Source organism: Paenibacillus sp. 203 (assembly GCF_037027525.1).
Classification (GTDB): Bacteria; Bacillota; Bacilli; order Paenibacillales; family Paenibacillaceae; genus Paenibacillus; species Paenibacillus polymyxa_B.
The window spans coordinates 44,971-68,352 of the sequence record NZ_JAXCHD010000003.1; the positions used below are offsets into that span (position 1 = coordinate 44,971).

Sequence of the window (23,382 nt, forward strand, 5' to 3'; positions counted from 1 at the left end):
TAAACGAAACAGAAATAGAATACTATGTGAACTGTAAAGCTTACATGTTAGATGAGAAAGTATATGTTGGAGGCCAAGGAGTGTGACGACGTGGAACGAATGAAGGCCGGGATTATCGGATGCGGTACTATTAGCTCGGTATATCTTGAAAATCTCCAAAAGAGCCCACTTATTGAAGTGGTGGCCGTCGCTGATTTACAGGATGAGAGGGCCAAGGAGAGGGCCGATGAATTCAACATTGAAAACGTATACAAAGTGGATGAATTGCTTCGTCAGCCTGAGATTGAGCTTGTATTTAATCTGACCGTGCCTGGCAGCCATGCACGGACAGATGTGGCGAAACTAGAGGCAGGCAAGCATGTGTACAGTGAAAAGCCTTTGGCGCATTGAAATTCACGGACCATCGTGCCAATGCTGAACTGGCCTACCATGTGTTAGAAGCCATGTATGCTTTTCAGCGCTCACCATTGGATGGCAATCACATTACGATGGAAAGTACGTTCAAACCGGACGAGGATTTGTATTATGGAACAGATATAATGGAAAATCCATCCTAATTAAAGAGGTGAAGGGGAATGGCTAAAGTAGGATTGCAATTGTACACAGTAAGGGAAGAGCTTGAACAGGATTTTGAAGGTACATTGCGCAAGGTAGCTGAGCTTGGCTATAAAGGGGTAGAATTTCATACCTTTTTCGGACGCAATGCCAAGGATGTCAGAGCGCTTTTGGATGAGCTGAATCTGGAAGTTGTCGGAACTCATATACAATATTCTCGTTTGCTGGATCATTTGGATGAGGAGATTGCATACCACAAAGAATTAGGAAATAAATACCTAATCGTTCCTTATTTAACCGAAGAACAGCGACAGTGGGATGAACTTTTTGCTAATTTGGATCGTATTGGTGAAAAAGTGAAAGAACAGGGCTTGATACTGGCTTATCATAATCATGATTTTGAATTGACAGAAAAAATCAATGATCGCCCGGTATTCGATGCTTTATATGATGCGGTTTCCGATGATTTGTTACAGGTCGAAATGGATACTTGTTGGGTATACTATGGGGGCTATGATCCAGTGGAATACATCGGACGTTATAATGGACGCCTGCCTATCATTCACTTAAAGGATATGGCACGTGACGAGCAACAAAAAGCAGTGACTGTAGAGCTTGGCAAAGGTGAAGTGCAGCTTCAGGCCATTACAGACGCCGCTATTCAGGCAGGTGTGGATTGGATCGTCGTAGAACAGGATTTCTGCTCAAACCCTCCAATCGAAAGCATTGAAACCAGCATTAAGTGGCTCCAACAATACGCAGCTCAGGGAGGAAATATTCATGTCTAAAACACTCAAAATCGGGATTATTGGTTGTGGAGGAATTGCCAACGGCAAACACTTGCCGAGTCTTGCCAAGCAGAAACGTGCAGAAATCGTCGCATTCTGTGACATCATTCAGGAGCGCGCTGAAGAGGCAGCAGAAAAGTTTGGAGTTGAAGACTCGCAAGTTTATAGCGATTACCGTAAGCTGTTAGAAAATAAAGACATTGAAGTCGTACATGTATGTACACCCAACGACTCGCACTCGGAAATTACCGTAGCGGCGCTTGAGGCAGGTAAGCATGTGCTGTGTGAAAAACCGATGGCTAAAACTGCAGAGCAGGCACGGGAAATGCTCGATGCGGCCAACCGTACAGGTAAGAAGCTGTCTATTGCGTATCAAAACCGTTATCGTGATGATAGTTTGTATCTGAAGCAATTGGTCGAACAAGGAGAGCTTGGAGACATTTATCTGGGCAAAGCCATTGCTCTACGCCGTCGCGCGGTTCCAACCTGGGGAGTATTCTTGGATGAAGAGAAGCAGGGCGGTGGCCCCCTTATTGATATTGGCACGCATGCACTCGACCTGACACTCTGGCTGATGGATAATTACAAGCCTAAAAGCGTACTAGGTTCAACCTTCCATAAGCTAGGGGATCGTAAAGATGCAGCAAATGCCTTTGGACCTTGGAATCCTGAGGAATTTAAGGTAGAGGACTCAGCTTTTGGTTTTATTACGATGCAAAATGGAGCTACGATTGTACTAGAGTCCAGCTGGGCATTGAATGTTGTAGAGTTTGGCGAAGCGAAGACGCTGTTATGCGGTACCGAAGGCGGAGCCGATATGCAGGATGGATTGCGCATTAACGGGGAAAAGAACAGCCGCTTGTTTGATACGAAAATAGATCTGGATGCAGGCGGTGTTGCCTTTTACTCTGGAGAAACGGAAAATGAAGCAGACCGCGAAGCCCGTCTGTGGATCGAATCTATTCTGGACGACAAAGAACCTCTTGTGAAGCCGGAACAGGCACTGGTTGTTACTGAAATTTTGGAAGCTATCTATGAATCGGCTCGTACGGGGAAAGCTGTCTATTTTGACTAAGCCCGTAATTATCCCGAATAGACCATCATTATAATGAAAGCAGCTTTTTTCACATATGATACAGGGAGGGATTTCTTTTGAAACTTGGAGTATTTATGGTGTTGTTTGGAGGACGTTCGCTGGAGGAGGCGCTGGATTATGTGGCTTCTCAAGGATTGGATGCTGTAGAAATCGGTACAGGCGGCAACCCTGGGGATAAGCATTGTAAGCCGGATGAGTTGCTGGAGAATGATACAGCGCTCAAAAATTTCAAAAAGGCAGTAGAGTCCCGCGGACTAACGATTAGTGCGCTTAGCTGTCACGGCAATCCTCTCCATCCGCAAAAGCATTTGGCCCAGGCTGATCATGATACGTTTCTTAAAACCGTTCGATTGGCAGAAAAGCTGGAAGTTCCAGTTGTGAACACTTTCTCTGGCTGTCCGGGTGATCATGAGGATGCGAAATATCCAAACTGGCCTGTGGCTCCGTGGCCTAATGATTTTCAGGAAGTGTTGAAGTGGCAATGGGAGAATAAAATTATTCCTTACTGGACCGAGACGGGGAAATTTGCAGCAGATCATCATGTTAAAATTGGGCTGGAGCTACACGGGGGCTTCTCCGTTCATACACCAGCGACCTTGCTTCGTTTGCGTGAAGCTGCGGGAGAGGTCATTGGTGCTAATCTGGATCCGAGCCATATGTGGTGGCAGGGAATTGACCCAGTGCAGGCGGTTCAAATTTTGGGCCGAGAGGGAGCCATTCACCATTTTCATGCGAAGGATACGACGATTGATCCGATCAATGTAAATAAATATGGACTTACCGATATGCAGGAATATACGAAAATGCTAGATCGTGCTTGGCAGTTCCGAACTGTGGGCTATGGGCATGATGTGAAAACCTGGGCAGATATTATCAGTGCCCTGCGTCTGGTGGGATACGATTATGTAGTGAGTATTGAGCATGAAGATGGTCTGATGTCCGTGGAGGAAGGCTTTACTAAGGCTGTCCACAATCTTCGCCAGGTACTAATTGAAGAACCGCTGAGCGAGATGTGGTGGGTCTAACCTAATAGGGGGAAATGTTGATGATTAACGTCACCATTTGGAATGAATTTTTGAACGAAAAGTTGAATGATGAAGCCAAACAGATATATCCTGACGGGATACACAAAGCGTTGGCTGACGGCCTGGCAGGAGAGGGATTTGCCATTCGAACAGCTACTCTGCGTGATGATGCCGAGCATGGTTTGGGAGAAGATATTCTGAATTCCACAGATGTGCTGCTGTGGTGGGGGCATAAAGCCCACGATCAGGTGAGCGATGAAGTTACGGCGCGTGTTGTCAAGCGAGTGCAGGAAGGAATGGGGTTGATCGTGCTGCACTCAGGCCATTTTTCCAAGCCATTCAAAGCCCTAATGGGCACTAGCTGTGACCTGAAATGGAGGGTGGCAGGTGAACAGGAGATTATTTGGTCGGTGAATCCGTCACATCCCATTGCAGAAGGCATAGATGCCAAAATTTTGTTGAAGCAGGAAGAGATGTATGGCGAGTTCTTTGATATTCCTACGCCGGATGAACTGGTATTTGTTAGTAACTTTGAAGGCGGCGAAGTATTTAGAACCGGATGTACCTTCCGCCGAGGTAGCGGTAAGATATTCTATTTCCGCCCAGGTCATGAGACCTATCCGACTTATTACCAGCCTGATATTTTGAAAGTTATCGCCAACAGCATTCGTTGGACTTCTCCGACAAGTATTAACAAACCAATATATGGTAGAAGCGAACCTGTAAGGCCTCTCGGTGGAGTGTTGGTATAATGACAATCATCACATATGGATGAGCTGTATAATGAACAGATTGATAGGCGGAACCTCTTGGGATTCCGCCTTTTTGTATTTAACGATTTAGACATATACCTGCTGTGTTGGTTTGTTGTATAATCAGTTTTGGTCATGGCAACTTTATCGGCGCAGGTATTTAATTTAAGAAGAAAGTGTTTTCTTTCGGGATAAAGTATGCTAAAATGATATATACTAACAAAAGGAAAGCTTTATCAAACCGAAATGCAAAAGAAGGTGAAAAATTTGGAGAGTCAACCGCAATGTGCAAAAATGTGTCCGCGTTTTGAAACCGCCTTTTCATGTTTGGGCAAGCGTTGGAATGGATTAATTATTCAATCCATGATGAGCGGTCCTAAGCGGTTTAAGGATATTTCCAATCTGATTCCCACAATGAGTGACAAAATGTTATCAGAGCGGATGAAAGATTTGGAAAATGAAGGAATTCTTACACGTCATGTATATCCGGAAACTCCTGTCCGCATTGAATACGAGCTAACAACCAAGGGCCGTGCACTTCAGCCGGTTATGGAACAGATTCAATTTTGGGCTGAGGAATGGATTAGATGAGCACCAAACTAAATAAGCGTTTCTCATAGCAAAACAGCCTTTTCCTAGGAAAAAGGCTGTTTTTTTATTTTGTGTATAGGACTACTTATCCATATCACAGAAATGATGTGCATAGGTAGCACGGCTTAATAGCCTTTGACGCGCCCTGCAACTGAGAATAATGCTGCTGTTGCACGGCGGGGCACACGGGTTTGAATATCCAGCGCGGCCGAACGGAATGTACCCAGACAGGAATGGCAAAGTCTTCCTGCATAAATAGGGGAACGGCAGGACTCACAAGGATAATCGAGCTGACTGTATGTGGAGGGAAACTTGCCTGCTCTTACCCAGTCTGTGAGTAATTCTATAGGTGTGCCGGTTACATCACTGAGCTGGCGGGTATGAGTAGAAGGATGCTTCCATAGATAGTTAGAACAGCGGTCTAAGAATATATTTTCTTCCTGAATACAAGTACTACACAGGTTTCTAAGGTTCTGACGAAAAACGGAACCACATTTTGGGCAATTAGAAGTATGTATCTCCATAGAAACCAGTCCTTTGTATCGAAGTGTAGTGAAATTTTAAAATTTATTAGTTACATATTACTATGACCTTATACCTATATCAATCTTTATTTATGGAATCACTGATCTAAGTGTATGTTGGAGTCTGTGTTGACATAACTCTGTTACTTATGTACTATTACTTACATAAAGTTACTTAATGAATAAAATAAATTATTGATGACAAGGGGATCTTTATATGATGCCATCTTTATTTTTGGCCCACGGCTCACCGATGCTTGCTATTGAACAGACGGACTATACTTCATTTTTAGAGCAACTGGGGAAAAGTATTCGTCCTAAAGCGGTTGTTATCTTTACTGCTCATTGGGAAGCGCAAACGTTGACGATCAGTTCGATGGATGACGTGTACGATACCATTTATGATTTTGGTGGTTTCCCACCGGAACTGTACGCGGTGAAATATCCAGCACATGGCTCTGTCGAACTGGCCAATAAGCTGAAAAAATTATATGAACAAAAGGGTATTGACGTACAAACTGATCGGGTGAGGGGACTGGATCATGGATCCTGGACATTGTTGCATCGTATGTATCCTGAGGCAGACATTCCGGTAGTTCAGATCTCTGTAAATCCATATCTCTCGCCCAAAGCACAATATGTCATTGGTGAAGTGCTACGTGGACTGGGAGAACAGGATATTCTGGTCATTGGCAGTGGCGTGACTGTTCATAATCTGCGTATCGTCAAATGGGGAGAAACGAAAACAGAACCTTGGGCTATAGATTTTGATGATTGGATTATTGAAAAAGTGCAAAATAGAGATATAGAGGCTTTGGATCACTATGAAAGTGAAGCACCGTATGCTCGTCAGGCCGTACCAAGAGCAGAGCACTTTGTACCGTTGTTTATTGCGATGGGGAGTGGAAATCCTGCAAACAAAGCCAAGGTCATCCATAGAAGCTATGAGATGGGGAATTTAAGTTATCTATGCTTACAGTTTTAGAAAGTTTGTTGCCAGAAGAAGGACTATTGTTAAAATGCTTCGCTACTGCTCCTGTATAAGTAGGGGAGTGGAAATAAATTAGGGAGTGTTATAAGCTATAATGGCTTATAACACTCCCTTTTACATAAATAACGATTCATTATATCCGGCAAATCTCACGAGGGCACAATTCACAATGACACACGCCTTGCAGCATTTCCAAATCCTTGACAACAATCATGCCGTTATCGTATTCTACTGCATTTTTCTTACGTAGATCACTAAGCATCCGGTTTACGCTTTCCCGAGTCGCACCGATCATATTAGATAAGTCAGTATGAGTAATTTTCTTATGAATCAGGATATGTTCGCCGTGAGGCTCACCATAGGTATTGCATAGACGGATGAGTGTTGAACATAAAGCACCTGGCTTGCCGTACATCATCAAATCGCGGAACTTAGTCTGAGTAATACGGTGATGCGAACCCATCCATTTCATAAAGTCAATCGCAAAATCACAATGCTGGCAAATAAGCAGTTCCAAATCTGTATGATCGATTACGCCAATATCACTATCTTCCAGAACCTCAGCAGAAAAGGAATGCTTAGTACCGAAAAATGGATCAGCTTGACCAACAAGATCGCCGCTTTGATACATATATAGAATAAGTTCCTTACCTTCATCCGTTGTTTTGGTTACTTTCACGCGTCCGCGCTTAATATAAAACAGCTTATCCGCTGTATCTCCTTCCCAGAACAGATGCGAGCTTTCAGGCATAACTCGATCTTTCATCATCACTTGCAACCGGTTGAAGCTGGCCTCCGAGAAGCAACAGGTGTTGCCGCGGGCTTCCATTACATTTGTAGGGTTTCTCATCGTCCATTTCCCCTTTGTATCCTATGTTTTTTATCTGCAACTTGATCAATTCAAATTCATTATATACCTGCGCAATGCGTTTTTGGGGCAAGAAGAGGGGGTAAAAGTGGCAGAATTCCAAACTTTGTGATTTAATTCACTTCATAAAATAAAATTTTAAATAGATTGTGAAAAAAATCACAATATATCTTGAAAAGCTGTGTTACGATCAGTGCGTGAACAAGAGATAGTACACGAGATAACAGGAGGATGAGGGAAATGGCTGTTAAAAACGAGGTTATCCAAAAAGAGCAAAGCGCAGAGCAGTATATTCAAACGCTGATTGACCGGGGGAACCGGGCACAGCAAGCTTTCATGAGTATGAATCAGGAACAGATTGACGAAATCGTACAAGCCATGGCACTCGCAGGGATGGATAAACACATGTACCTGGCGAAGATGGCTGTTGAAGAAACAGGACGCGGTGTGTACGAGGACAAAATCACCAAAAACATGTTTGCAACAGAATATATCTATCATAGTATCAAAAATGAAAAAACCGTCGGTGTCATTGAGGACAATGATTTTGACAGTTTTCAAAAGATAGCAGAGCCAGTCGGCATTATCATGGGGATCACTCCAGTGACAAACCCGACTTCGACTACGATGTTCAAAGCGCTGATTGCCATTAAAACACGTAACCCAATCATTTTCGGTTTCCATCCATCTGCTCAATCGTGTAGTGCGGAAGCAGCCCGCGTCTTGCTCGAAGCAGCTGTTAAACATGGTGCTCCAGCTGATTGTATTCAATGGATTGAAGCACCTTCGATGGATAAGACCAATGTACTGATGAACCACCCTGATGTGGCGCTGATTTTGGCAACTGGTGGATCAGGCATGGTTAAGGCGGCATATAGCTGCGGTAAACCTGCTCTGGGTGTAGGCCCAGGTAACGTGCCTTGCTTTATTGAAAAAACAGCAGACATCAAGCAGGCTGTGAACGATCTCATCCTCTCTAAATCTTTCGACAACGGTATGATTTGTGCTTCCGAGCAAGCGGTTATTATCGAAGAGCCAATCTTCGAACAAGTGAAAAAATTGATGATCGCTAACGGCTGCTATTTTGTAAATAAAGAAGAAGCAGCTAAGCTCACTCAAGGAGCTATGAATGTCGAGAAATGTGCAGTGAACCCAGCAATCGTGGGGCAGTCTGCTGTGAAAATTGCTGAAATGAGTGGTATCACAGTACCAGCAGGAACTAAAATTTTGGTCGCTGAGATTGAAGGGGTAGGAACAAAATTCCCATTGTCTGCGGAAAAATTGAGTCCTGTATTGGCTTGCTATAAAGTAAAAAATGCGGAACAAGGTATTCAACGTGCTGCTGAAGTCGTGGAATTCGGGGGCATGGGCCACTCGTCCGCTATTCATTCGAACGATGAGGACGTTATCGCTCGCTTCGCAAACCGTCTGCAAACAGGACGTATCATTGTAAATGCACCTTCCACACATGGTGCGATTGGCGACATTTACAACACCAACCTTCCTTCGTTGACACTCGGTTGCGGTTCGTATGGTCGTAACTCGACTTCGTCGAACGTATCGGCAGTCAATTTGATTAATGTGAAAAGGGTGGCGAAACGGACGGTGAATATGCAATGGTTCAAAGTACCTTCCAAAATCTATTTTGAGAAAAACTCGACACAGTATCTTGCTAAAATGCCTGATATCACACGTGTAGCCATTATCACAGACCCTATGATGGTACAACTGGGATATGTAGATCGTGTTATTCATTATCTGCATCAACGCCAAACACCAGTAGCTATCGAAGTGTTCTCTGAAGTAGAGCCAGATCCATCGACAGTTACGGTAGAACGTGGTACTGAAATGATGAGACGTTTCCAACCGGATTGCATCATCGCACTGGGCGGCGGTTCCCCAATGGATGCTGCTAAAGGCATGTGGATGTTCTATGAATATCCAGATACTGATTTCAATAATTTAAAACAAAAATTCATGGATATCCGTAAACGAATTTACAAGTACCCACGTCTGGGCCAAAAAGCACAATTTGTAGCTATCCCTACAACCTCGGGTACAGGTTCCGAAGTTACATCGTTCGCAGTAATTACGGACAAAAACCTGGGCGACACGAAGTACCCACTGGCTGACTATGAGTTGACTCCTGATGTGGCAATTATTGACCCAGTGTTTGTATATTCGCTACCTAAAACAGCTGTAGCGGACACAGGTATGGATGTTCTGACACATGCTATCGAGGCTTACGTGTCCGTAATGGCTAATGACTACACAGATGGTCTGGCAATTAAAGCCATTCAATTGGTATTCCAATACCTAGAACAATCGGCTCTGACTGGTGATAAGCTGGCTCGTGAAAAAATGCATAATGCTTCTACACTTGCTGGTATGGCATTTGCTAATGCATTCTTGGGCATTAACCACAGTCTTGCACATAAATGGGGTGGACAATACCATACAGCGCATGGTCGCACGAATGCCATTTTATTGCCGCACGTCATTCGCTATAATGCGAAAAAACCGACAAAATTTGCTTCGTTCCCTAAATATTCGCACTTTGTTGCGGATGAGCGTTATGCAGAAATCGCGCGCATACTGGGACTGCCTGCACGCACCACCGAAGAAGGGGTTAACAGCTTGATCGAAGCGATCCGTAAAATGAATAAAACACTTGGTATCGAGGAATCGTTCCAACAAATCGGTTTCGATGCAAAGGATTTCGAATCACGTGTAGACTATCTGGCTGACCGCGCATTTGAAGATCAATGTACAACTGCGAATCCGAAGTTGCCGCTGGTTACTGAGTTGGCTGATGTCTATCGCAATGCCTTCTACGGACGTTTTGACCAATAATATAATAGGTACGAAGAGGCTTGTGAAAAAGCATTTTCTCGTTCAATACCGATGCAGGCTCTCTATATAGAGGGCCTGTTGGTTTGGGAAGGGAGGTGAACGGCAAGGCTAAGGATATAGGCGTGAAGCTAGGGAAAATAAAGTGACAAAAATCACTCATATTGTGATTTTTGTCACATACTACACTCTATCATTATTCTACAATAAGGGTGTAAGAAAGGTCCCGACACTGAGCGTAAGGCATCGGTGAAAAGGCCGGGCTCAAGAAATAGCTTTATCGTGAAAAAAATCACAAGTCCGGAAGACCAAACAATTTGGAGGGATTTACATGTCGGTGATTGAGAGAGAATTACAAGAGCAACAATCTGGCTGGAGAGGTTTTAAAAAAGGCAAATGGACTAAAGAAGTCAACGTCAACGATTTTATTGAAACTAATATCTTACCTTATGTTGGCAATGAAGAATTTTTGGTTGGTCCTACCGCCAACACAACTGCATTGTGGGATATTGTATCCGATCTTACTAAAAAAGAGTTGGCAAACGGCGGCGTGCTTGATGTAGACGTGAATACGCCATCCACTATTATTTCACATAAACCGGGTTATCTAGACCGGGATAAAGAGCAAATTGTCGGTGTACAAACAGATGCTCCATTCAAACGCTCTTTGCAGCCGTTTGGTGGAATTCGGATGATGATCGACGCTTGTAAAGCCTATGGTTTTGAAGTACCAGAAAGTATCATTGATATCTTCACTCATATTCGTAAAACTCACAACCAAGGTGTATTTGACGCTTATACAGATGAAATGAGAGCAGCCCGTAAAGCTGGTATCATTACTGGTCTGCCAGATGCATACGGTCGTGGTCGTATTATCGGTGACTATCGTCGTGTAGCTTTGTATGGTGTAGCCTTCTTGATCCAAGATAAAAAGCTGCAATTGAAAAGCCTTGAAGTTGATTCCATGGAAGAAGACGTAATTCGTCTTCGTGAGGAAATTTCCGAACAAATTCGTGCTTTGAATGAACTGAAACAAATGGCTGCTGAGCACGGTTTTGATATTTCCAAACCTGCTAACAATGCGAAAGAAGCTTTCCAATGGGTATATTTTGGATATCTTGCAGCAATCAAAGAACAAAATGGTGCAGCAATGTCCTTAGGACGTGTATCTTCCTTCCTTGATATTTACTCTCAACGTGATATGGAAGAGGGCACAATGACAGAAGAACAAGCTCAAGAACTAGTCGATCATTTTGTTATGAAATTGCGTATTGTTAAGTTCTTGCGCACACCTGACTATAATGAACTATTCAGTGGAGATCCAACTTGGGTTACTGAGTCCATTGGTGGTATGTCCGTAACTGGAGAAACTCGGGTAACTAAAAACAGCTTCCGTTTCCTGCACACCCTCTACAATCTGGGACCTGCACCGGAGCCGAACCTGACTGTACTGTGGTCGGAAAAATTGCCTGAAGGCTTCAAAAAGTATTGTGCGAAAGTTTCTATTGAAACTAGCTCCATTCAGTACGAAAATGACGATCTGATGCGTCCAATTTATGGAGACGATTATGGTATTGCTTGTTGTGTATCGGCAATGAAAATCGGTAAGCAAATGCAATTCTTTGGTGCTCGTGCCAACTTGGCTAAAGCTCTGCTGTATGCAATTAACGGTGGTAAAGATGAAAAATCTGGCGTTCAAGTAGGGCCTGAATTCCCAGCCATTACAGGTGAAGTTCTGGATTATGAAGAAGTGTTGAGCCGCTTCAAACCTATGATGGAATGGTTGGCAAAACTGTACATGAACACTTTGAATGTTATTCACTACATGCATGATAAATATAGTTACGAACGCATTGAAATGGCGTTGCATGATCGTGATATTCTCCGTACCATGGCTTGTGGTATTGCGGGTCTGTCAGTTGCTACCGACTCCTTGAGTGCCATTAAATTTGCAAAAGTTAAACCAATCCGTAACGAAAAAGGGATTGCCGTTGACTTTGAAATCGAAGGCGAATATCCTTGCTATGGTAACAACGATGACCGTGTAGATAACATCGCTGTGGAACTGGTAGAAAGCTTCATGAGTATGATTCGCAAGCATAAAGCTTATCGTAATGCGGTTCCTACTCAATCTGTACTGACTATTACTTCAAACGTGGTGTACGGTAAGAAAACAGGTACAACACCAGATGGACGTAAAGCAGGCGAACCGTTTGCACCAGGGGCAAACCCAATGCACGGCCGTGATAAAAAAGGTGCTTTGGCATCTCTGAGTTCCGTAGCCAAATTGCCTTATGAACACAGTCTGGATGGTATCTCGAACACCTTCTCCATCGTGCCTAAAGCACTGGGTAAAGAAGAAGAAACACGCAAAACAAACCTTGTTTCGATGATGGATGGCTACTTTGGAAGCCACGCACATCATCTGAATGTCAATGTGTTTGCTCGCGAACAACTGTTGGATGCAATGGAGCACCCAGAAAACTATCCACAGCTTACGATTCGTGTTTCCGGCTATGCCGTTAACTTTATCAAGCTGACTCGTGAACAACAATTGGATGTTATTAACCGTACTTTCCACGGTACAATGTAAATAAGTATTACAATGACGCACGCATAGCGGATGCGGGAAGGATGATGCAACATGTTGAAAGGTCACATACACTCATTGGAAACCTTCGGGACCGTCGATGGTCCCGGCATCCGCTTCGTGCTCTTTATGCAAGGATGCTTGTTGAAATGTCAATATTGCCATAACCCGGACACTTGGGCCTTGAATGAAGGTAATCCGATGACGTTGGAGGAGGTATTGGCTGAGATTGAGCCGTATTTAGCCTATTACCGTTCTTCCGGAGGCGGATTGACCGTATCCGGTGGAGAACCGACGCTGCAAGCTCATTTTGTCGCAGAGCTGTTTAAAGAAGTAAAACGTCGGTGGAATTTGCACACGACACTGGACAGTAACGGATTTAATGACGCGGGCCGTATCCATGAACTGCTGGACGTAACAGACTTGGTGCTACTGGATATTAAGCATATTGACAATGACAAGCATATTAAGCTTACAGGCAAGTCTAACGACCGTATGCTAAGTACGGCTCGCTGGTTGTCTGAGCAAGGGCGCAAAATGTGGATTAGACACGTATTTGTACCGGGTATTCATGATGACGAGCAAGATTTATTGAATTTGGGACGGTTTATCGGAACGTTGAACGGAGTCGAGAAATTCGAAATTTTACCTTACCATCAAATGGGTGTTTACAAATGGGAAATGCTTGGTAAGGAGTATCCGTTGGAGGGAGTTCCATCTCCTACAGATGAAGAAGTTCAACGTGCTTACCGACTCATTGAAGAGGGTCGTCTGGAGACTGCTGGAAAGAATGCTGTCTGTCGTCCGTTATAATATTGGGGTAGTTTGTATTAGAGATATTAAAAAGGTTAAATGTTCGTATTTTTTAATTAGGAAAAATAAAGAAGACTAAATAATCAGCTTGTACCAATATTGAAATGGTGCAAGCTGTTTTATTTTTTTGAAATATTTAATGTTTTTAAAATAGAAATGCCTTTGGCTATCCACTTTTTCTTACTTTGGTAAAAGGGTATAAATTCTTAGCATTAAGATACGTAAAAGAAAATTTTAAGTGAGGATCCAATTGCTTCTTTTAGGGTAGTTCTTTTGAGGTTAAATGCTCTAATAGTAGGTTGTATTTTCAGACGTATACTTTGAGTTTTGACTAGTAGGAGCATTGATTTTATACAATTTTGTATTGTATTTGGTAGAAGTTAAAGCGATATGATTAAATGAAGGAAATCTCAATCGAGATAAAGGTTATTTCTATGAACATTTAGCCGTATAAATATACTACACTGCATTTGGGTGGGATAGTGAAAACACGAATACCATATAAGGTTTAGCTTCTAGAGATTGCTCTATATTTTTTTGAAAGTCATTCAACCCAAAATTTGTTTGTAATTGTTTTATAATCTTTGAATAATAACTATATTTCAGGAATTATTAAAATAAAAACTCAAACATATTATAATAAGGAAAAAAATGTTTACTTTTTCGCCTAACTGTTATAGTATTAATTTGTAGAAACTAAAAAATAAAGGAGACAAGAAACATGGAAAAATCTAAGTTGTTAGGTTTAACTGCTCTCTCAGCTCTCACTTTAACTTTAAGTTTATTACCTACTCAACAAACCTATGCTGAAGAAAGTGGAGTTAGCTTAAACTCAAGTTCGCAATCATCTATTGTACAATCTGAGAGTGTAGTTACACCTCAAGGATCAAGATCATATCAACTTGGTCAAACCTCCGCCTCTATTTATTTGAACGGCTCTCTAGATGTTCAGATTTATACGAGTCTAAGCAGTTCAGATTTATATAGTATTGATATTTATGATAGTAACGGTAGACATGTCTACCAGCGAGATAGAAATCCAAGTGAAGGAACTAGTTTTCATGTGAGTGGTTTATATGGCTATCATACAGTTCGCGTCCAATCCTATAATAATAACGGAACTTTTACTCTAACTTGGCCTTGATAGATAGATTATTTATTGGGTGTCTAAAGTCAATTTATGACTTGGGACACCCTTTTTTAATAGATCTATATTTTTACTGGTAAGCAACCCTTATTTTGTTTTCCGCTTTTTTGTACATATCTTTATTCTATGCATTTTGGAATTATATATTTTGCTTATATATAAAACATGAAAAAGACTTTATTTAAATTAAGAAATTTTTTTGAGATTAGATAAATAAGTGGAAGAGAAACCCGTCTTGTTATTGCTATTGCTTGTTTAATAGATTTTCAGTGTATTAAGTCCAATAAATAGAATATCTAAACGATATTCTATTTATTTCTTTGCAGTCACAGGAGAAAGTTCCCTTTTTTTCATGATAAGCAAAATCTCCAGAAACTTTTTAACAACTGACGCGTCTAATAGTATGACTTTTTACGGGAATGATAATAATTTGGTGATAGAAGGAGACAGACAATGAATTTCAAGAAATGGACCATGCTCACCGCTTTGGCAGTAGCTCAGGTGGCCGCAGTAGCGCCTGTAGGAGCAGAAGCAGCATCAACAACCGTTCAATCCACCGATTCGGTTAGCGCACAGCAGGCTCAGGCCAATGCTGCTGATTCAGGCGTTCAGAATAGCATCGGAGATCAAGATGGAACTAGCACACAAAATGACACGGTGGCACCTAATAACACAGGCGTATCCAATGATCCATTGACTGGCCTACCTACGGATACAACCAACGGATCGAACGTATCCAATGATGTATACGTTGGAGACGGAACGATCACCAATCCTGGTGGAGCTCCAACATCCATGGGTGCTAATCAATTGATTTTGTACTTAAACAGCGCGAAAATGGAACAAAACGGACAGGTGTACACAGCAACTCAGCCGATGACCGTGAAGGACGGAGTTTCCTATGTAGCTATCCGTTCACTTGTCAGCCGTGTCGGATTGCAGTTTAGTTATGACACTGCCACCAAAGAAACCGTAATCACACAAGGAACAAATGTCATGCGCTTCAAAACAGACAGCAAGGTTTATACGGTTAACGGTGAAGCCAGACAAATGAAGGGACCGGCTTTTCAGCAAAAGAACGTATTTATGGTGCCATTGACCTCGATTACACAGGCCTTAAATATTCCTTATACTGTGAATAATACGACTAAACAAGTTATCATGGATTTGAATCAGAAACCTAAAGCTTCCTTCACGGTTCAACAAAAAGATATCTATGCGGGCGAAACCCAAGTTACGTATTTGACGAAGGAATCTTCTCCTACAGGTCTTCCGATTGTGAACCAACGTTGGGAAGGTAAGCAGGACGTATTTCAGGAGCCGGGTACATATGTAGTTACCTATTCTGTTCTTGACTCTGCTGGGAACTGGAGTGATCCTTACTCAGTTACAATTACAGTAAGACCACCAAATCAGCCGCCAGTGGCTCTGTTTACAACTGATAAAAAAGAGTACAAAATGGGTGAGAAAATCACGATTACCGACCTGAGTACAGATGATGAGAATTCTATCACTAAGCGTGATTGGGAGAATAAGAAACTTGCCTTCTTCCAACCAGGTGATGTAACAATCACACTCACTGTGACTGATAAGCACGGCGCAACAGGTACCAAAAGTGAAACAATTAAAATTACGAATGAATTGCTGTACAACGAAGATGATTTCAATAAAATCTTCACACCATATGGTGATAAATATACAGTAGACGGCAGTCAGGTGCCTACCATGGCTACCATTCCTTTGACTAGTACATCTTCTCCGCGTCTTTTGATCCGTGCTAACAGCCCGGAACGTGTATTTCAGGACGGAATTGTGTATCAGGAAACCGGATCAGGCAGCACGCGCATACTCGTCCATCATGTGAATGAAACGGGTCGAGATGTGAAAATGTACGTGATTGCGACAAACAACAATATTACTGCTACCAACCTGAATGTCGAAAATTCCGGTTTTGCTGGACCATCTGAATTTGCGACGGCAGCGGGTAAAGTTTCAATTCAAAAATATTTTCAATCTATGATAGATGGAAGCAAACGTTCTAGTACGGTTCTGAATCCGGGTGAAAGCCGTATTATTTTGCAGGATTTGAACGAGAAAAAAATGAAGCAAAAGCAGGTCATTTCTCTATTGTCCGATCTATACACGGATCAACCAATCCAATATACGGTCATTATGGTGGATGCGAATGCAGATCCTATGACCGTACTGCCTACTCTGGCAAAACTTCCGAAAGACGGAATTCACAACCGTGGAACGTACGCTAATGCTGATATCTCGCTCAATTATACCGAAGAGGTTGGTAAAACAGCTCAACGTATCGTTCTTGGTGATAATAAGGTAGATCCGAACCTGATTGGTACGGACGGTCTGGACGGCTCTTCTGCTTCCAATGCCGGTAATTTTGGTGTTGTATATAAAGTTAAATTGGATCATGTAGCGCCGTATTCACTGATTACGTTCAACCCGCGTGGAGGCGAATATTCCGGCTATGCGATGGTAAACAATCAGGTTGTGGGTATCCCGACGAACGGCGCAGTATGGGCTCCAAATGAGATGAGTGTGCTGTATCGTACAGGGCATATCGAGGAAAGTGTAGAGATGTATTTCACTGCTGCTGCAGGAAGTAACTTGCCGGTTTCCGTAGTAGTTATGCCTTTGCCAGCTATTAAAAATTAATATGAAATAACCGGTGCTGTATACCGGCTTAGATCTTGGGTCTCGTCATTCACCGTTTAAAAGTCGATGTCACTTGCAGAATATAGGCGTTCTCCTGCTGCGAATTTAATTGTAGCGCCGGAGAGCGTCTTTTTCTTATGTATAGATACGAATATCTCTTATAATATTGACTTTAATCGTGGTATAATAAATAGATGCAAGCCTAAGCCTGCATCAGAAAACCTGAAACTACAGACAGGGGAGGGTGAAACGCATGCTGACAAAGGATGAGATTATTGCAACAATGTCCGCTCAGGGGCTGCGTATTACAGATCAGCGCAAGACGTTGGCCACGTTATTTTCCGAGAATGAAGGGTATCTGTCCCCCAAAGACGTTTATGAATATATGGGTAAGAAGTACAGTGGACTTAGCTTTGATACGGTTTATCGTAATCTGCGTGTAATGCAGGAATTGGGTGTGTTGGAACAGGTATCTTTTGAGGATGGAATGAAGTTTAAGGTGAGCTGTAATGAGCATCATCACCATCACCATATGATTTGCTTGAGCTGTCAGAAAACATTACCGATTTCTTTTTGCCCAATGCAAATGACAGATACAACGGATCAATTCCAAATCGTCGAGCACAAGTTTGAAATTTTTGGTTATTGCAAAGATTGTCAACAGAAGAATGGGCATACTGATAGTAATTCGGATGGGGGATTCAGACAGACGAGCAGTCACACTCACAGCCACGGGGGCTACTGAAATGAAAATCACCACACACAGAGTGGTACAGGCTCCGATTAAGTTTTATCGTTCTTATATTTCACCGTTAAAGCCGGCTACCTGCCGGTTCTATCCAACGTGTTCGGCGTACGCGTTGGAGGCGGTAGAGGTGCATGGTGCACTCAAAGGTTCATGGCTTGCTGCTAAGCGTATAGCCAAGTGCCATCCCTTTCATCCGGGCGGCGTAGATTTGGTCCCTCCTGCAAAAAAGGGAACAGATAGGTCTAGCGAAGATCGTTTGGCTACCCACTCCAAGAAGGGTCTGACTTGACAGCGCTATGCGGATTTGGTTATATTTTGGTTAATATTGTTTTCCTGCGAAGGGATGAGTAGGGTAAACCGCCCAGTACAGAGAGCCGGGGCTAGCTGCAAACCGGTCTGGAGCGAAGCCTGAATATGGTCCTGGAGGAACCTTTTTCGAGCGTATTTGCCACAGTTATTAGTGCTTGGGAGGCAAGCGTAAGGGGGAGGCGTGTTCCAGCGTTAATGGGCGGTCAGATGTGACCGGTGAAGCCTGTAGTCTGCGAGGATACAGGAAAATTGGGTGGTAACGCGTGAGGTGACTCTCGTCCCATAGGGGCGGGGGTCTTTTTTGTGCCCAATTTGTGCCAAATTCATGAATTGGAGTACCATCATGTCAGCAGATCTTATCGAGCTGCCGTGAACAAAACAGGAGGCAACACACATGTCCAATGAGAACACATTTTACATTACGACTCCGATCTATTATCCGAGCGACAAGCTACATATAGGTCATGCTTACACGACGGTTGCGGGAGATGCAATGGCCCGTTACAAGCGGCTACGTGGTTATGAAGTGCGCTATTTGACAGGAACGGATGAGCATGGTCAGAAGATTGAGCAGAAAGCGAGTGCAGCAGGCAAAACGCCGCAACGTTTCGTAGATGATATTGTGGCAGGTATTCAAGAACTGTGGCGGAAGCTCGACATTTCCAATGACGATTTTATCCGTACTACGGAGGAACGTCATAAGGCTGTCGTACAGGAAATTTTTGATCGTTTGCTGAAGCAAGGCGATATTTACAAGGGAGAATACGAAGGCTGGTACAGCATCCCTGACGAAACGTACTACACAGAAACTCAGCTGGTTGACGTGGTGAAGGACGCCGAAGGCAATGTGGCTGGAGGAAAAAGCCCGGATAGTGGACACCCTGTAGAACTGGTCAAGGAAGAGTGTTACTTTTTCCGTATGAGCAAGTATGCTGATCGGTTGCTGCAATTTTATGAAGAGAACCCACAGTTTATCCAGCCGGAATCACGTAAAAAAGAGATGATCAATAACTTCATCAAGCCGGGTCTGGAGGATTTGGCTGTATCACGTACTACCTTCGATTGGGGCATTAAGGTGAAGGGGGATCCGAAGCATGTCGTGTATGTTTGGATTGACGCACTTTCCAACTATATCACAGCCTTGGGTTATGGCTCTTCCAATACCGAGTTGTATGATAAATTCTGGCCTGCAAATGTGCATATCGTAGGTAAAGAGATTGTAAGGTTCCACACGATATATTGGCCGATCATGCTGATGGCGCTGGATCTTCCGTTGCCTAAAAAAGTATTTGCACATGGTTGGCTGCTCATGAAAGACGGTAAAATGTCGAAATCTAAAGGCAATGTTGTAGACCCGGTGACGTTGATTGACCGTTATGGTCTGGACCAACTTCGTTACTACTTACTGCGCGAGGTGCCTTTTGGGGCAGACGGAACATTTACACCAGAAAGTTTTGTAGATCGAGTTAATTCGGATTTGGCAAATGATTTGGGCAACTTATTGAATCGTACCGTGGCGATGGTAGATAAATATCTTGATGGCAAGGTTCCGGCTTATGAAGCGAATGTAACAGCATTCGACGGAGCTTTGGAAGACATGGCAACATCGACTTATAGCAAAGTAGAAGAAGCTATGGAAAACATGGAGTTTTCCGTGGCATTAACGGCGATTAGCCAATTTATTAGCCGCAGCAACAAGTATATTGACGAGACGCAACCATGGAACTTGGCTAAGGATGAGGGAAAACGTCGCGAATTGTCATCTGTTATGTTGCATTTGGTAGAAAGCTTGCGCATCGCTTCCATCTTACTCCAGCCATTCTTAACCCGTGCTCCTCATAAAATTTGGGAACAGCTCGGTATTAGCCAAGGTGAGCTGACTACATGGGATAGCGGCAAGCAGTTTGGTCGTATTCCGGAAGGAACGCAGCTGGTCAAAGGTAATCCGATCTTTCCGCGTCTGGATTCAGAGCAAGAGGTTGCTTTTATCGTGGAAGCAATGACCGGGGGGAAGAAACCGGAAGAAGCTACAGCACAAGTTCAACCGCAAAATGCATCTGAGGCGAGCCAGGAAGCGCCGGAGGCAAAAGAAGAGATTGGCATTGAGGGTTTTGCCAAGGTAGAACTGCGCGTTGCTCAGGTCGTCGCCTGCGAGCCTGTGAAGAAGGCCGATAAACTGTTGAAGCTCCAACTTGATCTTGGTTATGAGCAGCGGCAAGTAGTATCAGGGATTGCGAAGTTTTATACGCCGGAAGATATCATTGGACGCAAGGTGATCTGTGTGACCAATCTTAAGCCAGTAAAACTTCGGGGAGAGCTGTCGCAAGGTATGATTTTGGCAGCATCACATGGAGATCAGCTTACGCTGGCCACCGTACCGGAAGGTATGCCGAATGGTGCGGTTGTAAAGTAGTACGCTATGTAAAAATAAAAGAACGTAATGAGCGTATGTCCGGGAATCATTCTTCCTGGGCATGCGCTTTTTGGCTTGCATCATATTTTGCTCCCGCTACACGTATGTTTTAGTAGGCAGGGCTTGTTTGTTCGTGTTCACTTAAGACAGGTGGGAGGGAATATGATGACAAATATCAACGCCGGGTTGGCGATCGTAGCCGGACTGGTTTCTTTTTTTTCACCGTGTTGTTTACCGCTGTATCCATCTTATTTATCGTATATGACAGGGATGTCTGCGCGTGAACTGGCTGAAGGACGGCACAAGGCAGAGGTTCGTTATCGTACGATGGGACATACACTTGCTTTTGTATTGGGCTTTTCGGTCGTTTTCTATTCACTGGGTGCAAGTGTCGGGTTGCTTGGAGAATGGTTTGCTAATTATGGGGATACGCTAAGAGTGGTAGCAGGGTTACTTATTTTACTAATGGGACTGGTATCTCTTGGTGTGGTGCGTCCTTTGATTCTAATGAGGGAGCATAAGCTTCGCTGGACATGGAAGCCTGCCGGGTATGCCGGTTCCTTTGTGATCGGAATTGGATTTGCGGCAGGCTGGTCGCCCTGTATCGGTCCCATGCTAACAGCTATTATCGCTTTGGCGGCAGTAGAGCATCACATTTGGTTCAAGCTGATTACAGGCTATGCGCTTGGCTTTGCGATTCCATTTTTTGTATTAGCTTTGCTGGCAGGCTCTGTTGGACTATCCTCTCGCTATACCTCCATCCTAATCAAAACAGGTGGCATACTACTTGTTATCACTGGCATTTTACTGGTAACGGATCATATGACTGATGTAACGCTATTTTTACAACGGATTACCCCAGATTGGATGCTAGTTATGTGAAATATTCAATACGACTTAAAGGGAAATGTTCAAAAATGCGCTCTGTGATAAACTCTCGTAGTGCATTTTGCTGTTCATCGGGATAAACATATTTGTTTTGTCCCCAGCGGCCCCATTTTTTCTTGCGTTTCTCTATGTCCATCTCCAGCTTGGTTTTCGGATAACGTTTCTCGATGACAGCTTTGGATGTTTTGGTGAAGCGATGCTGAATTAATTCGAACGTCAAATCTTTTGTAGCATGCTGAGGCAAGGTTTCTCCCAATTTACGCAGCAACTCGCCGTAGCCTTCTTCCCAGCCGTCATACCAGATGATGGGTGCAATGATGAACCCCAATGGATAACCGGCTCGTGCGATTTTGCCCGCGGCTTCAATACGTTCCTCGAAGCGTGAAGTTGCAGGTTCAAACTGTTTAATAACATAATCGGAATTAATGCTAAAGCGGATGCGAGTATGACCATTATGTTTAATATCCAGCAATGGATCAACATGATGATATTTAGTAACAAAACGCAGACGACCAAATTCCTCATCTGCCATGAAACGAATCAAGTCTCCAAGCGTTCCGGTGATATGCTCCAAACCAACCGGATCGGAGGTACAAGCTGCTTCAAAACGGGTAATTTCAGGCGCACGCTCCTCGATATAAGCTTTAGCTGCTGATAAGATATCGTCAGTGTTGACATATACACGAATATACGGTTTTGCTCCCAAGGTTGTTTGTAAATAACAGTAGTGACAGTGCCCCATGCAACCAGTCGAAATGGGGATAGCGTATTCGGCAGAGGGCTTGGATTGGTCAAAAGTCAACGTTTTACGGATACCGACTACCAAAGTTTTTTTTGCCATTCGGTACTTTTCAACTTCGGTTTCACCTGGTAAATTGGTAATTCGGTTGTGAGAGGTAGTCATTCGATACGGAATATCCTTGGCTTTAACCCAATCCATAATACGCTGGCCCTTGGGATAATTCAGTGCGTCTGGCTCAAAAAACACCAGGTCAGGCAAAAATGGCTTGGTTCCTCTGGTTTGGACAGGAGTACGCTCAAGCGTAGACATGGCTAACGCTCCTTTCGAAATAAATCCACACTGCTCTGGTGTCCAACTTTAACATTTTGCCGCAGAAATAAACCGATACAGGACGACTATATTAGTGTGCCCGGCTTAAATTGAACAAATCGTGGCAATAGCTGTGAGTAAAGGGATGAGACTTGCCAATGGGCAATGATAACATGTATCATTACATAGTAGGTTTAACGCAGGAAATGAAGGCGGTAAGCGCCCGTTCAATAACAGAAAAGAGGGAAACAAGTGCCAACGCCAAGCATGGAAGATTATTTGGAACGCATTTACCAACTGATTGATGAGAAGGGCTATGCTCGTGTCTCGGATATCGCAGAGGGGTTAGAGGTGCATCCTTCGTCTGTCACCAAAATGATTCAGAAGTTGGATAAGGACGATTATCTTGTATATGAGAAGTATCGGGGACTGATTTTGACACCGAAAGGGAAAAAGGTCGGCAAACGGTTGGTTGATCGCCATCAGTTATTAGAGCAATTTCTGGATATGATTGGGGTTGACAAGGACCTGATATATAAAGATGTGGAAGGTATTGAGCATCATCTGAGCTGGGATTCCATCACTCGTATCGAAACATTGGTCGAATATTTTCGCCGGGATGAAGATCGCTTGCGCCAGCTTCATGACATACACAAGGAATTGAGTGGAGATTCCTAAAAGCATCTGTCCTTACGGACGATGCTTTT

At 43.4% G+C, this 23,382-nt stretch carries 19 protein-coding genes and 1 pseudogene; 18 read left to right on the top strand and 2 right to left on the bottom strand.

Annotated elements, in window-relative coordinates; translation table 11 throughout:
- Positions 1-90: 90 nt before the first annotated feature.
- The 8 genes and pseudogenes from WA407_RS06540 to WA407_RS06575 all read left to right on the top strand — a co-directional run.
- Positions 91-384, top strand: a pseudogene (locus WA407_RS06540) (Gfo/Idh/MocA family protein); the annotation flags it as partial.
- 2 nt (positions 385-386) lie between these two features.
- Positions 387-557, top strand: coding sequence for a hypothetical protein (locus tag WA407_RS06545; protein ID WP_336077017.1), 171 nt, complete (start codon positions 387-389; stop codon positions 555-557).
- A gap of 18 nt (positions 558-575) precedes the next feature.
- Positions 576-1,343, top strand: a complete 768-nt coding sequence (locus WA407_RS06550) for a sugar phosphate isomerase/epimerase family protein (protein ID WP_235309528.1) — start codon at positions 576-578, stop codon at positions 1,341-1,343.
- Positions 1,336-2,418, top strand: coding sequence for a Gfo/Idh/MocA family protein (locus tag WA407_RS06555; RefSeq protein ID WP_235309529.1), 1,083 nt, complete (start codon positions 1,336-1,338; stop codon positions 2,416-2,418). The genes WA407_RS06550 and WA407_RS06555 overlap by 8 nt, the downstream gene beginning before the upstream one ends.
- Positions 2,419-2,495: 77 nt before the next feature.
- Entirely contained in the window at positions 2,496-3,464 is a 969-nt protein-coding gene (locus tag WA407_RS06560) for a sugar phosphate isomerase/epimerase family protein (protein ID WP_061829051.1), read from the top strand.
- 20 nt (positions 3,465-3,484) lie between these two features.
- Positions 3,485-4,216, top strand: coding sequence for a ThuA domain-containing protein (locus WA407_RS06565; RefSeq protein ID WP_322171439.1), 732 nt, complete (start codon positions 3,485-3,487; stop codon positions 4,214-4,216).
- A gap of 246 nt (positions 4,217-4,462) precedes the next feature.
- On the top strand, positions 4,463-4,807 hold the full coding sequence (locus tag WA407_RS06570; protein ID WP_071641521.1) for a winged helix-turn-helix transcriptional regulator: 345 nt from the start codon (positions 4,463-4,465) through the stop codon (positions 4,805-4,807).
- A gap of 741 nt (positions 4,808-5,548) precedes the next feature.
- The gene (locus tag WA407_RS06575) at positions 5,549-6,316 is read left to right on the top strand and encodes a DODA-type extradiol aromatic ring-opening family dioxygenase (RefSeq protein ID WP_235309531.1); all 768 of its coding nucleotides are present in this window, start codon (positions 5,549-5,551) and stop codon (positions 6,314-6,316) included.
- A gap of 139 nt (positions 6,317-6,455) precedes the next feature.
- On the opposite strand, the gene WA407_RS06580 is transcribed toward WA407_RS06575, so the two are convergent.
- Positions 6,456-7,172, bottom strand: coding sequence for a Crp/Fnr family transcriptional regulator (locus WA407_RS06580; protein WP_013310849.1), 717 nt, complete (start codon positions 7,170-7,172; stop codon positions 6,456-6,458).
- A 258-nt stretch (positions 7,173-7,430) separates the two neighbouring features.
- Between WA407_RS06580 and adhE the strand changes: the two genes are divergently transcribed.
- From adhE to WA407_RS06625, 9 genes are all read left to right on the top strand, one after another.
- Positions 7,431-10,043 carry a bifunctional acetaldehyde-CoA/alcohol dehydrogenase gene (gene adhE, locus WA407_RS06585; protein ID WP_235309532.1) on the top strand — a complete coding sequence of 871 codons (2,613 nt, stop codon included), beginning with the start codon at positions 7,431-7,433 and terminating at the stop codon, positions 10,041-10,043.
- A gap of 328 nt (positions 10,044-10,371) precedes the next feature.
- Complete coding sequence (gene pflB, locus WA407_RS06590; RefSeq protein ID WP_061829055.1) at positions 10,372-12,633, top strand: formate C-acetyltransferase; 2,262 nt, start codon at positions 10,372-10,374, stop codon at positions 12,631-12,633.
- A 51-nt stretch (positions 12,634-12,684) separates the two neighbouring features.
- Positions 12,685-13,443: a pyruvate formate-lyase-activating protein gene (gene pflA / locus WA407_RS06595; protein WP_235309533.1), complete on the top strand. Its 759-nt coding sequence runs from the start codon at positions 12,685-12,687 to the stop codon at positions 13,441-13,443.
- Between the two features lie 721 nt (positions 13,444-14,164).
- Positions 14,165-14,587, top strand: coding sequence for a T9SS type A sorting domain-containing protein (locus WA407_RS06600; protein WP_235309534.1), 423 nt, complete (start codon positions 14,165-14,167; stop codon positions 14,585-14,587).
- Positions 14,588-15,043: 456 nt separating this feature from the next.
- Positions 15,044-17,266 carry a copper amine oxidase N-terminal domain-containing protein gene (locus WA407_RS06605; protein ID WP_235309535.1) on the top strand — a complete coding sequence of 741 codons (2,223 nt, stop codon included), beginning with the start codon at positions 15,044-15,046 and terminating at the stop codon, positions 17,264-17,266.
- Between the two features lie 253 nt (positions 17,267-17,519).
- The gene (locus tag WA407_RS06610; RefSeq protein WP_013310843.1) at positions 17,520-18,011 is read left to right on the top strand and encodes a Fur family transcriptional regulator; all 492 of its coding nucleotides are present in this window, start codon (positions 17,520-17,522) and stop codon (positions 18,009-18,011) included.
- 1 nt (position 18,012) lies between these two features.
- Positions 18,013-18,303: a membrane protein insertion efficiency factor YidD gene (gene yidD, locus WA407_RS06615; RefSeq protein WP_336077018.1), complete on the top strand. Its 291-nt coding sequence runs from the start codon at positions 18,013-18,015 to the stop codon at positions 18,301-18,303.
- Positions 18,304-18,717: 414 nt separating this feature from the next.
- Positions 18,718-20,736 carry a methionine--tRNA ligase gene (gene metG / locus WA407_RS06620; RefSeq protein WP_235309537.1) on the top strand — a complete coding sequence of 673 codons (2,019 nt, stop codon included), beginning with the start codon at positions 18,718-18,720 and terminating at the stop codon, positions 20,734-20,736.
- Positions 20,737-20,901: 165 nt separating this feature from the next.
- Positions 20,902-21,618: a cytochrome c biogenesis CcdA family protein gene (locus tag WA407_RS06625; protein ID WP_336077019.1), complete on the top strand. Its 717-nt coding sequence runs from the start codon at positions 20,902-20,904 to the stop codon at positions 21,616-21,618.
- On the opposite strand, the gene splB is transcribed toward WA407_RS06625, so the two are convergent.
- On the bottom strand, positions 21,611-22,675 hold the full coding sequence (gene splB / locus WA407_RS06630; protein ID WP_023989268.1) for a spore photoproduct lyase: 1,065 nt from the start codon (positions 22,673-22,675) through the stop codon (positions 21,611-21,613). The genes WA407_RS06625 and splB overlap by 8 nt on opposite strands.
- A gap of 252 nt (positions 22,676-22,927) precedes the next feature.
- On the opposite strand from splB, the gene mntR reads away from it, so the two are divergent.
- Positions 22,928-23,353 carry a transcriptional regulator MntR gene (gene mntR / locus WA407_RS06635; RefSeq protein ID WP_007430946.1) on the top strand — a complete coding sequence of 142 codons (426 nt, stop codon included), beginning with the start codon at positions 22,928-22,930 and terminating at the stop codon, positions 23,351-23,353.
- Positions 23,354-23,382: the final 29 nt, after the last annotated feature.